This window comes from Cricetibacter osteomyelitidis (assembly GCF_004340985.1).
GTDB classification, from domain to species: domain Bacteria; phylum Pseudomonadota; class Gammaproteobacteria; order Enterobacterales; family Pasteurellaceae; genus Cricetibacter; species Cricetibacter osteomyelitidis.
Map to the genome: position 1 here is coordinate 4335 of NZ_SLYB01000011.1, position 11698 is coordinate 16032.

An 11698-nucleotide genomic window follows, 5' to 3' on the forward strand; every position below is an offset into this window, starting at 1 on the left:
GACGGCGGCGATCGCAAGAGCTAAAGCAAAGAAAGAAGCACAGCAAGCCGTTGCTCAACCTGTTGCTGAAAAAACTGAAAGTGCGGTTGAAAATTCCGCAGAATCTGTTGATCCGAAAAAAGCGGCAATTACGGCGGCGATCGCAAGAGCTAAAGCAAAGAAAGAAGCACAGCAAGCCGTTGCTCAACCTGTTGCTGAAAAAACTGAAAGTGCGGTTGAAAATTCAGCAGAATCTGTTGATCCGAAAAAAGCGGCAATTGCGGCGGCGATTGCGAGAGCAAAGGCCAAAAAAGCAGCTCAAGCATCAGAACAAAATAAGGATGTATAAAATGAAAAAATTCTTTCTCGTTCTTACTGCACTTTTTAGTGCAAATTTATACGCTCAAAATTGTGAACAAATTGATATACGGCTGGCAGATAGCTATGGAAATATGAAAAAATACGGTAGCTACGGCAAGTATGAAGAAAGAGATTATGACAAATTAGAAATTGCGATCAAACAATTTACCGATACATTATCCGCTTATTTAAAAACACCAGAATCAATGCAATGTGAATTTATCAAAACCGGAGAAGCTGGTGTATATATTTTACGTTCCGATGATAATAAATTACGTACGTTTTCTTGGGATGAGCAAAGCGGTGGTTCAATGCACGATGCTTCCGCAATATATCAATATATTGATAACCAAAATAATGTAGTTATCACCACTGAACATGCGAATGGATTTGAGATTGGACCGCTCACTTATCAATTATCAACAATAAAATTACTGGATAAAATCTATTATTTAGCCGTCGATCTTTCTATTGGTGACGGTCGTAATCATATGATTTCAGCTATATTCTACCAAATTACCAATAATGGTTTAGAGTATGCCAATATCATTCAAACATCCAAATTAACTAATGAAATTAATGTAGCTTTTGATCCTACATTAATCAACAATGATGTGAGCTATCCTGATTTTACTTATGATGAACAAACTCAAACTTTGAGTTTTCCTGTAATTATGCCATCAGAAGACGGATATGGTTCAGGAAAACCGACTAATGAAAAAATTCAATATAAATTTAACGGGCAACATTTTGTCCGCATAAAAAATTAGGAATAAAAACAAATGTTTAAAATGACCAGTTCGCCCCATACACATTCCGGCAAACTGACTGCCCGTGTGATGTTGTGGGTGCTATTTGCGATGTTACCGGCGATTGCGGTGCAGATATATTTTTTCGGCTTCGGCGTGCTTGTGCAAATTTTATTGGCTGTGAGTTTTGCCTGGTTGTTAGAATTTGGCGTAACATTATTACGTAAAAAGACACCGCTCTTTTATCTATCGGATTTCAGCGTGACTGTGACCGCCCTGATTTTAGCGGTGGCAATTCCGTCTTATGCTCCCTACTGGATTATTTTAATCGGTACATTTTGTGCCGTGATGCTTGGCAAACACGTTTATGGCGGATTGGGACAAAATCCGTTTAACCCTGCGATGGTCGGCTATGTGGTGCTGTTGATTGCTTTTCCGTTACAAATGACCACATGGACACCGCCATTAAGCCTGTTGCACGAACCGCTAACACTCAACGATGCGTTGCATTTAGTGTTCGCCGGCAACACCACGGACGGCTTCGGTTTACGCCAACTCACCGCAAATATTGATGGTATCACTCAAGCTACACCGCTTGATGCCGTCAAAACCGGCTTAAAAACCACCGCACTTTCCGATGTATTCGCCTCACCGATTTTCACCGGCTTCCCACAACTGGGCGGTTTAGGCTGGTGGCAGTTAAATCTCGCCTTTTTACTCGGCGGATTGTTCCTAGTGTGGAAAAAAATTATCCACTGGCAAATTCCTTTGGCATTTTTAGCGACTTTTGCGGTTTTAGCCACCGTTACTTGGTTTATTGACCCGCAACACACCGCCAATCCGCTTTGGCATTTGTTCAGCGGAGCAATGATGTTCTGTGCGTTTTTTATTGCAACGGATCCGGTCACCGCATCCATCACCATCAAGGGCAAAGTGATTTTCGGTATTTTATTGGGCGTATTGGTATATGTGATCCGCTTCCACGGTAACTATCCGGACGGTGTCGCATTTGGGATCCTGCTCGCTAATATTTGCGTGCCATTAATCGATCATTACACCCGACCGCGTGTTTACGGCCGTGCAAGATAGAAGGAAAACGTAATGAAATCAATCACTTTAAAATTTGCTCTGATGCTTGCCGGTGTAGCGTTAGTTTGCACTGCAATTTCCAGCGGAGTGTATTTTTTAACCAAAGCACCGATTCAGCAAGCCATTGATAACAATCAAAAAGCCTTATTAGCGGAAGTGATTCCCGCTCAATATGCGGATAACGACTTGCTGAAAACCTGCGTAAAACCGACCGCACTTTCAACCATAGAAAAGCTGTATATTGCGAAAAAAAATCAGCAAATCACCGCTTATGCTTTTGAAACCACCGCTCCCGACGGCTATTCCGGCGATATTCGTTTATTGGTAGGATTAACGCCGCAAGGCGAAGTATTGGGCGTGCGGGTAATTGAACATCATGAAACGCCGGGATTGGGCGATAAAATCGAAACCCGAATTTCAAATTGGATTTTATCTCTTTCTAATCAAATGATTACGCCGGATAATTTGCCAGAATGGGCAGTAAAAAAAGACGGCGGTAAATTCGATCAATTTGCCGGAGCCACGATCACCCCAAGAGCGGTGGTCAATCAAACCAAGCGTTCTGCCTTGGCAATGTTAAATCGGTTTAAACCGGCACAAATTAACGATTTTCCCCGCTGTAATTAGGATGAAATATGTCAGAAAATGAAAACACAATCAATTCTGCCGATAAAAATGAAATGGAAAGTGCGGTAATAAATCCGACAATTTCCCATCAACCAAGCATCTGGAAAGAATTATTTATCCAAGGAGTTTGGAAAAACAACGGCGGTTTAGTGCAATTATTAGGTCTTTGCCCGCTGTTGGCGGTGTCCAGCTCGGCGACAAATGCCTTGGGATTGGGATTTGCCACTATGCTCGTGTTAATTTGTACCAACACGGTAATTTCCCTGTTTCGCAAATATATTCCGCAGGAAATCCGCATTCCTATTTATGTGATGATTATCGCCACTACCGTGACTGTGGTACAACTGCTGATGAACGCTTATACTTATACGCTCTATCAAGCCTTGGGGATTTTTATTCCGCTGATTGTCACCAACTGTATCGTTATCGGTCGGGCGGAAGCCTTTGCATCCAAAAACAGCATTGCTCATTCCGCCTTTGACGGTTTCGCAATGGGATTAGGGATGGCATTCAGCTTATTCTTACTGGGTGCATTACGTGAAATTTTAGGTCAAGGCACTTTATTTGACGGCATTGAAAACCTGCTCGGTAACTGGGCAGGCATGTTGAAAATCCAATTCTACCACGCCGACAACACATTCCTGCTCGCCATCCTGCCACCCGGCGCGTTTTTAGGATTGGGTTTGATTTTAGCAGTGAAAAATATTATGGATGCGTGGAAAAAACAGAGCTAATAAAAATGAATCAACAAAAACGTATTGAAATTCTTACTCGCCTGCGGGATAACAACCCCCACCCGACCACGGAGCTGAAATATGACTCGCCTTTTGAATTGCTGATTGCGGTGATATTGTCGGCGCAAGCCACCGATAAAGGAGTAAATAAAGCCACGGATAAACTGTTTCCTGTTGCCAATACGCCACAGGCAATTTTAGCGCTCGGCGTGGACAGTTTAAAGGAATATATTAAAACCATCGGGCTCTATAACAGCAAAGCAGAAAATATCATTAAAACCTGTAGGGATTTGGTGGAAAAACATCAAGGCAAAGTGCCGGAAAGCCGAGAAGCCTTGGAAGCCTTAGCGGGTGTAGGACGAAAAACCGCTAATGTGGTGCTAAACACCGCCTTCGGACACCCCACCATTGCGGTGGACACTCATATTTTCCGGGTTGCCAATCGCACCGGTTTTGCACCGGGTAAAGATGTACTGAAAGTAGAAGAAAAACTAAATAAAGTCGTGCCGCCCGAATTTAAGGTAGACGTGCATCATTGGTTGATTTTGCACGGTCGTTACACTTGCATTGCCCGCAAACCCCGTTGCGGTTCCTGCATTATTGAAGATTTATGTGAATTTAAAGAAAAAACTGAAATTTAGGAAGGATTATGTCAACTAAAAATCAAGCTAAAACTCAAGAAAGACAAACTTGGTCAAGCCGTTTAACCTATGTAATGACCGTTGCCGGCGCCACCGTCGGCTTCGGCGCTACTTGGCGATTCCCTTATTTAGTGGGGGAAAACGGCGGCGGAGCTTATGTGCTATTATTTTGTATTGCAATGATTTTAATCGGCATTCCGATGATTTTAGTGGAAAATGTAATCGGCCGTCGTTTGCGGGTAAATTCCATTGATGCTTTCGGCGATCGTTTGCACGATAAAGGCATTTCTAAATATTGGAAAATCGTGGGTTATATGGGCTTGCTCGGTGCTTTCGGGATTATGGCTTATTATATGGTACTCGGCGGTTGGGTGATGGATTATATTATCAGCATCATCAGCGGCAAATTAGATATTTCAACACCGATTACCAAAGAAATTGCACAAAGTTTTTATACGGAAAATATCACCAACAGCCCTTTCAACATTATTATTTATACGCTGATTTTCGTGTTGATTAACTATTTTATTTTGGCAAAAGGCATTATCGGCGGAATCGAACGTTCGGTGAAATATTTAATGCCGTTGTTGTTTATTTTCTTAATCGGTATGGTGATCCGCAATATTACTTTACCCGGTGCAATGGAAGGCATTACCTTCTATTTGAAACCGGATTTTTCAAAAATCACACCGCAATTATTTATCTTCGTGTTAGGTCAAGTTTTCTTTGCTTTAAGTCTCGGTTTCGGCGTATTGATTACCCTATCCAGCTACTTAAATAAAGAAGAAAATCTGATCCAAACCGCAGTAATTACCGGTTTTACCAATACCATTATCGCCGTATTGGCAGGCTTTATGATTTTCCCGTCATTATTTAGTTTCGGTATCGAACCGAATGCTGGTCCGACCTTGGTATTCCAAAGTCTGCCGATTGTGTTCTCTCATTTATGGGCAGGCAAATTCTTTGCTATCGTATTTTTCTCATTACTATTAATCGCCGCACTCACTACATCATTGACCATTTATGAAGTATTGATCACCGCATTACAGGAAAAACTCAGAATGCGTCGCGGTAAAGCAATTTTCGTCACTTTGTTCGGTATTTTTGCATTAGGCAATATTCCGTCAATTTTAGGGGATAATGTGTGGAAAGAAGCGACATTCTTTGGCAAAAGCATTTTTGATGCTTTCGATTTTGTCAGCGGTAATATTTTATTTATGCTGACCGCACTGGGTTGTGCGATTTTTGTAGGGTTTGTATTAAAAGATAAAGCCAAACAAGAACTCTCTCTAACGCCGGATTCCCTGTTTACCACCATTTGGTTCAACTATGTAAAATACGTTGTTCCGTTGATTATTATCGCAATTTTTGTATTTAACATTATCTAATTTATTTTTCTGCACCTTAAATTGATGATTTAAGGTGCAGAAGTTATCCGCTATTACAAATTTCAAACATAAAATCTACATAAACACAACCGTTTGCGTTATAATGTGCCACCTAAATTTCTATTCATTTATTTTTCAAAGGAATTTTCAATGCAACCAAATCGCCCTATTCGTCAAGCTTTATTAAGCGTTTCAGACAAAACAGGTATCGTGGAATTTGCGTCAGCTCTTATTCAACGTGGTGTTAAATTATTATCAACCGGCGGAACTGCAAAATTATTAGCGGATTCAGGCTTACCGGTAACGGAAGTATCCGATTACACAGGCTTCCCTGAAATGATGGACGGTCGAGTAAAAACCCTTCACCCGAAAGTACATGGAGGGATTTTAGGTCGTCGTGAGCTAGACGGCGATGTGATGGCACAACATGGTATTGATCCGATTGATATGGTTGTTGTCAATCTTTATCCGTTTGCTGCCACTGTAGCAAAACCGAATTGCACGCTTGAAGATGCCGTGGAAAATATTGACATTGGTGGCCCGACAATGGTGCGTTCTGCGGCGAAAAACCATAAAGATGTGGCGATTGTAGTGAATAATCACGATTTTAACGCAATCCTTGCGGAAATGGATAACAATAAAAATAGCTTAACTTTAGAAACCCGTTTTGATTTAGCCATTAAAGCCTTTGAACATACGGCACAATATGATTCCATGATCGCTAACTATTTCGGCAAATTGGTAAAACCGTATTTTACTGCGGACGAAGAAGACAAAGAAGCGAAGTGCGGTCAATTCCCACGTACTTTAAACTTAAATTTCGTGCGTAAACAAACGATGCGTTATGGCGAAAACAGTCATCAAAATGCAGCATTTTATGTAGAAACCGAAGTGAAAGAAGCCTCTGTTTCCACCGCTCAACAATTGCAAGGTAAAGCCCTTTCTTACAATAATATTGCAGATACGGATGCGGCGTTGGAATGCGTGAAATCCTTTGACGAGCCGGCTTGTGTGATTGTAAAGCATGCGAATCCTTGTGGCGTGGCGTTAGGCGGTAATATTTTAGAAGCCTACAACCGAGCTTATCAAACCGATCCGACTTCTGCCTTCGGCGGCATTATCGCATTCAACCGTGAACTGGATGCGAAAACGGCTAAAGAAATCGTAGATCGTCAATTCGTGGAAGTGATTATTGCCCCGAAAGTTTCTAAAGAAGCCCTTGAAATCACCAGTAAAAAGAAAAATGTACGCGTGCTTGAATGTGGCGAATGGCACAACGCTGAGCCTCGTTTGGATGTGAAGCGGGTGAACGGCGGTCTGTTGGTGCAAGATGCCGATCTTGGTATGGTTAGCCTTGATGATTTGGAAGTGGTGAGCAAACGTAAGCCGACGGAAAAAGAATTGCAAGATTTGTTATTCTGCTGGAAAGTAGCGAAATTTGTGAAATCCAATGCCATCGTGTATGCAAAAGATAATCAAACTATCGGTATCGGTGCCGGGCAAATGAGCCGTGTGTATTCAGCAAAAATTGCAGGGATTAAAGCACAGGACGAAGGTCTGGAAGTAAAAGGTTGTGTGATGGCATCCGATGCGTTCTTCCCATTCCGTGACGGTATTGATGCGGCGGCAGCCGTCGGCATTGAGTGCGTTATTCACCCGGGCGGCTCAATGCGGGATCAGGAAGTGATCGATGCGGCGGATGAGCATAATATGGTGATGGTATTAACGAAAATGCGTCATTTCCGTCATTAATCTGTGATTTTGGATCGCCTGCGGCAGGCTTTCGCCGTTGGCGACCTTACTTTTTCTTTGGCAAAACAAAGAAAAGAAAGTCGCCATCGGCGAAACCGGATTTCAATTACAACGCAGGGCGAAAAATATTTCGCCCCTACAAATAGGTACAAAAAATGAACATTCTTATCATCGGAAACGGCGGTCGTGAACATGCCCTTGCCTGGAAAGTGAAACAATCCCCGTTGGCAAACAAAGTCTTCGTTGCACCGGGTAATGCCGGCACTGCACAGGAAAAAGGTATTGAAAACGTCGCTATCTCGGCTACCGATATCCCTGCATTGGTTAAATTTGCACAGGATAACAATATCGGTTTAACTATCGTCGGTCCTGAAGCACCTCTGGTTATCGGCGTGGTAGATGCTTTCCGTGCGGCAGGTCTTAAAATTTTCGGTCCAACCCAAGCGGCAGCACAATTAGAAGGCTCTAAAGCCTTTACCAAAGATTTCTTGGCTCGCCACAATATTCCGACGGCCGAATACAAAAACTTTACTGAAGTCGCTCCCGCTCTTGCTTATTTACAAAAAAAAGGTGCACCGATTGTCATCAAAGCAGACGGCTTAGCCGCGGGTAAAGGCGTGATCGTCGCAATGACACTCGAAGAAGCGGAAGCGGCCGTACGTGATATGCTTTCCGGCAACGCCTTCGGCGAAGCAGGCAGTCGAGTGGTGATCGAAGAATTTTTAGAGGGCGAAGAAGCCAGTTTCATCGTCATGGTGGATGGCAAAAATGTAGAGCCAATGGCAACCAGCCAAGACCACAAACGCGTGGGTGAAAATGATACAGGCTTAAATACGGGCGGTATGGGGGCCTATTCTCCTGCTCCCGTCGTGACAAAAGAAATTCACCACCGAATAATGGAACAAATTATCTATCCGACTGTACGTGGCATGGCAGCAGAAAATAATATTTATACCGGTTTTTTATATGCCGGGTTGATGATTGATAAAAACGGTCAACCGAAAGTAATTGAGTTCAACTGTCGTTTCGGTGATCCTGAAACACAACCGATTATGATGCGTTTGCAGTCCGACTTAGTGGAACTTTGTTTGGCTGCCATTGATGGAAAATTGGACACTATGACATCGCAATGGTGTGAACAAGCAGCACTTGGTATTGTGCTTGCAGCCGAAGGTTATCCAGGCGATTATCGCAAAGGTGATGAAATCAGCGGAATCCCGCAAAGTGCGGTAGAAAATCAAAAAGTTTTCTTAGCGGGTGTAGAATTAAAAGACGGCAAACTGCTCACTAACGGCGGTCGTGTATTATGTGCCACGGCGTTGGGTAACAGTGTGTATGCTGCACAACAGCAAGCCCTTGAATTAGCCGAAAAAATTCAATGGACAGGGCGTTTCTATCGTCGCGATATCGGTTATCGTGCAGTGGCGAGAGAAAAAGCGTAATACGTTTGATGGTGGGTATTTTATCCACCATTTTTATTTTCATTCAAACTTAACATTCATGAAAACTCAACAAATTTTCACCGCACTTTTGATGTTTTTTCATTATTTATTGCTGTGAATGAAAGTCATAAACAAAGAATATGGAATAAAAGCCCAGACAGTGTTAACTTAAACCTGATGCATTATCAATCGAATCATGTTGATTTACTGACTATGAATTTTATTCATTTTAAAAATTAAAATTATGAGTTAATTTTTTACAAAAAAAGTGTGTATAAAAAGATTCAAACCCTTTAGAATAACAACGTCAATTCACTCCACTCAAGAAGGACTACATCAATGTTAAAAAGAAATATGAACATCGCTGACTACGATTCCGAATTATGGGAAGCAATCCAAAATGAAGATCGCCGCCAAGAGGAACATATTGAATTAATCGCCTCCGAAAACTATGCCAGCCCTCGGGTGATGCAGGCTCAAGGTTCACAATTAACCAATAAATATGCGGAAGGTTATCCGGGTAAACGTTACTACGGCGGTTGTGAATACGTGGATATCGTTGAACAATTAGCAATTGACCGTGCAAAAGAATTATTCGGTGCAGACTATGCTAACGTGCAACCTCACTCAGGGTCACAAGCTAATGCAGCAGTTTATATGGCGTTACTTGAGCCGGGCGACACTATTTTAGGCATGAGCCTGGCACACGGCGGTCACTTAACCCACGGTGCTTCAGTGAGCTTCTCCGGTAAAATCTATAAAGCGGCACAATACGGTATTACCGCCGAAGGTTTAATCGATTATGATGCGTTACGTCAACAGGCTCTTGAAGTCAAACCAAAAATGTTAGTTGCCGGTTTCTCTGCTTACTCACAAGTGGTCGATTGGGCAAAAATGCGTGAAATCGCTGATGAAGTGGGTGCTTACTTATTCGTTGATATGGCACACGTTGCAGGCCTTATTGCTGCAGGTATCTATCCTAATCCGGTTCCACACGCACATATCGTGACAACCACAACTCACAAAACCTTAGCAGGTCCGCGCGGCGGTTTGATCTTATCCGCATCCGGCGATGAAGATATGTACAAAAAATTACAAAGTGCGGTATTCCCGGCCGGTCAAGGTGGTCCATTAATGCACGTGATCGCGGCAAAAGCGGTATGTTTCAAAGAAGCCATGGAACCGGAATTTAAAGCTTATCAAGCTCAAGTATTGAAAAACGCACAAGCGATGGTTGAAGTGTTTAAACAACGCGGTTTTGATGTGGTTTCTAACGGCACTGAAAACCACTTATTCCTTGTAAGCTTCATCAAACAAGGTTTAACCGGTAAAGCAGTGGATGCCGCATTAGGTGCGGCAAACATCACCGTAAACAAAAACTCCGTACCAAACGATCCGCAAAAACCGTTTGTGACTTCCGGTATCCGTGTTGGTACGCCATCTGTAACCCGTCGCGGCTTCAATGAAGCTGATGTAACGGCACTTGCAGGCTGGATGTGTGATGTTATCGACAGTATCGGTAAAGATAATCACGAAGCGGTAATCGAAGCAACCAAACAAAAAGTACTTGATATCTGCAAACGTTTACCGGTTTATGCTTAATTTCTACACAATATTTATCATTTATCTGGCGGCGGTGAATATCGCCGCTTATTTTTTAATGTATCGGGATAAACAACAAGCTAAAAAGAAAGCTCAACGTACCGCAGAAAACGTGTTTTTCTTATTGAGTTTTATGGGCGGTTTTATTGGATTACATCTCACTATGCAACATTTTAGGCATAAAACATTGCACCGCAGTTTTAAATTGGTTGTCATTATAAGTGCTTTATTTTGGTTGATTTTTTTGCCATTTTCACTATATTGGGTCACATATTAACCGTAAATTTCTTAAGGATATGATTATGATTAACGCTCAACCTGTTACAATTTCATCCCTAACACCGCATCCGTCACTGGAATATTGGTCGGTATGCAAAGTCGAAGCATTATTTGAAACCCCGTTTCTTGACTTAATCTACAAAGCGGCACAAATTCACCGCGAACATTTCAATCCGAAAGCAATTCAACTTTCCACCCTAATGTCCATCAAAACCGGCGGTTGCCCGGAGGATTGCAGTTACTGTCCGCAGTCTGCCCGTTATCAAACGGGAGTGCAAAATCAACAGTTATTAGACGTTAACGAAATCGTGGAAAAAGCCAAAATTGCTAAATCCCGCGGTGCCAACCGTTTTTGTATGGGAGCCGCTTGGCGTGGACCGAAACCGAAAGATATGGAAAAAGTGACGGAAATTATTAAAGCCGTTAAATCTTTGGGCTTGGAAACTTGCGGAACTTTCGGTTTATTGCAAGACGGTATGGCAGAAGATCTGAAAGAAGCAGGACTAGATTATTATAATCACAATCTTGATACGGCACCGGAACATTATAGTGAAATTATCGGTACCCGCCGTTTTGATGATCGTATCAATACATTAGGTAAAGTACGTAATGCCGGTTTAAAAGTCTGCTGTGGTGGAATTATTGGTATGAATGAAACCCGCAAAGAGCGTGCGGGTTTAATTGCCAGCCTTGCCAACTTAGATCCTCAACCGGAATCGGTGCCGATTAATCAGTTAGTGCAAGTGGAAGGTACTCCTCTGTTTGATGCGGAAAAATTAGATTGGACGGAGTTTGTTCGTACTATTGCCGTTGCCCGTATTACAATGCCGAAAAGCTATGTGCGTTTATCTGCCGGTCGTCAAGGCATGTCGGAAGAAATGCAGGCTATGTGCTTTATGGCAGGGGCAAATTCCATTTTCTACGGTGATAAATTATTGATTACGGAAAACCCTGAAGAAGACGGCGATCAGCTGTTAATGGCTAAATTAGATTTAGAACCTGAAACTGCGGAAAATCGTTATCCGTTGGATCGTAATTAAATTCAACAGGCTGTAA

Annotated in this window: 12 protein-coding genes (1 of these 12 running past the window's edge); all 12 read left to right on the top strand. The window is 42.4% G+C overall.

Annotated features, from left to right (window positions below):
- Nucleotides 1–328, top strand: partial view of an electron transport complex subunit RsxC gene (gene rsxC, locus EDC44_RS06550; protein ID WP_131976591.1) — the final stretch only. 1964 nt of this gene lie to the left of the window's left edge; 328 of the gene's 2292 nt are visible here — the last part of the coding sequence; the start codon falls outside the window, past its left edge; the stop codon is at nt 326–328.
- Between the two features lies 1 nt (nt 329).
- Nucleotides 330–1109 carry a hypothetical protein gene (locus EDC44_RS06555; protein ID WP_131976593.1) on the top strand — a complete coding sequence of 260 codons (780 nt, stop codon included), beginning with the start codon at nt 330–332 and terminating at the stop codon, nt 1107–1109.
- A 12-nt stretch (nt 1110–1121) separates the two neighbouring features.
- Nucleotides 1122–2177, top strand: a complete 1056-nt coding sequence (rsxD, locus tag EDC44_RS06560; RefSeq protein ID WP_131976595.1) for an electron transport complex subunit RsxD — start codon at nt 1122–1124, stop codon at nt 2175–2177.
- 12 nt (nt 2178–2189) lie between these two features.
- Nucleotides 2190–2804 (top strand): electron transport complex subunit RsxG, encoded by a 615-nt coding sequence (gene rsxG / locus EDC44_RS06565; protein ID WP_131976597.1) that lies wholly within the window; start codon nt 2190–2192, stop codon nt 2802–2804.
- Between the two features lie 53 nt (nt 2805–2857).
- Nucleotides 2858–3538, top strand: a complete 681-nt coding sequence (locus tag EDC44_RS06570) for an electron transport complex subunit E (RefSeq protein ID WP_243647916.1) — start codon at nt 2858–2860, stop codon at nt 3536–3538.
- A gap of 5 nt (nt 3539–3543) precedes the next feature.
- Nucleotides 3544–4179 (top strand): endonuclease III, encoded by a 636-nt coding sequence (gene nth, locus EDC44_RS06575; RefSeq protein WP_131976601.1) that lies wholly within the window; start codon nt 3544–3546, stop codon nt 4177–4179.
- A gap of 8 nt (nt 4180–4187) precedes the next feature.
- Nucleotides 4188–5567, top strand: coding sequence for a sodium-dependent transporter (locus EDC44_RS06580; RefSeq protein WP_131976603.1), 1380 nt, complete (start codon nt 4188–4190; stop codon nt 5565–5567).
- Between the two features lie 150 nt (nt 5568–5717).
- Complete coding sequence (purH, locus tag EDC44_RS06585) at nt 5718–7319, top strand: bifunctional phosphoribosylaminoimidazolecarboxamide formyltransferase/IMP cyclohydrolase (RefSeq protein WP_131976605.1); 1602 nt, start codon at nt 5718–5720, stop codon at nt 7317–7319.
- A 155-nt stretch (nt 7320–7474) separates the two neighbouring features.
- Entirely contained in the window at nt 7475–8761 is a 1287-nt protein-coding gene (gene purD, locus EDC44_RS06590; protein ID WP_131976607.1) for a phosphoribosylamine--glycine ligase, read from the top strand.
- Nucleotides 8762–9100: 339 nt separating this feature from the next.
- Nucleotides 9101–10363, top strand: coding sequence for a serine hydroxymethyltransferase (gene glyA, locus EDC44_RS06595; RefSeq protein WP_131976609.1), 1263 nt, complete (start codon nt 9101–9103; stop codon nt 10361–10363).
- Complete coding sequence (locus EDC44_RS06600) at nt 10356–10640, top strand: DUF1294 domain-containing protein (protein WP_131976611.1); 285 nt, start codon at nt 10356–10358, stop codon at nt 10638–10640. Before glyA ends, EDC44_RS06600 begins: the two co-directional genes overlap by 8 nt.
- A gap of 25 nt (nt 10641–10665) precedes the next feature.
- Entirely contained in the window at nt 10666–11682 is a 1017-nt protein-coding gene (gene bioB / locus EDC44_RS06605; protein WP_424276102.1) for a biotin synthase BioB, read from the top strand.
- Nucleotides 11683–11698 lie beyond the last annotated feature (16 nt).

What these genes read in the sequence shown, in the direction of transcription:
- EDC44_RS06555 (WP_131976593.1), top strand. Translation starts at nt 330, where the DNA reads ATGAAAAAATTCTTTCTCGTTCTTACTGCACTTTTTAGTGCAAATTTA.
- bioB (WP_424276102.1), top strand. Translation starts at nt 10,666, where the DNA reads ATGATTAACGCTCAACCTGTTACAATTTCATCCCTAACACCGCATCCG.
- rsxD (WP_131976595.1), top strand. Translation starts at nt 1,122, where the DNA reads ATGTTTAAAATGACCAGTTCGCCCCATACACATTCCGGCAAACTGACT.
- EDC44_RS06600 (WP_131976611.1), top strand. Translation starts at nt 10,356, where the DNA reads ATGCTTAATTTCTACACAATATTTATCATTTATCTGGCGGCGGTGAAT.
- EDC44_RS06570 (WP_243647916.1), top strand. Translation starts at nt 2,858, where the DNA reads ATGGAAAGTGCGGTAATAAATCCGACAATTTCCCATCAACCAAGCATC.
- purH (WP_131976605.1), top strand. Translation starts at nt 5,718, where the DNA reads ATGCAACCAAATCGCCCTATTCGTCAAGCTTTATTAAGCGTTTCAGAC.
- nth (WP_131976601.1), top strand. Translation starts at nt 3,544, where the DNA reads ATGAATCAACAAAAACGTATTGAAATTCTTACTCGCCTGCGGGATAAC.
- EDC44_RS06580 (WP_131976603.1), top strand. Translation starts at nt 4,188, where the DNA reads ATGTCAACTAAAAATCAAGCTAAAACTCAAGAAAGACAAACTTGGTCA.
- glyA (WP_131976609.1), top strand. Translation starts at nt 9,101, where the DNA reads ATGTTAAAAAGAAATATGAACATCGCTGACTACGATTCCGAATTATGG.
- purD (WP_131976607.1), top strand. Translation starts at nt 7,475, where the DNA reads ATGAACATTCTTATCATCGGAAACGGCGGTCGTGAACATGCCCTTGCC.
- rsxG (WP_131976597.1), top strand. Translation starts at nt 2,190, where the DNA reads ATGAAATCAATCACTTTAAAATTTGCTCTGATGCTTGCCGGTGTAGCG.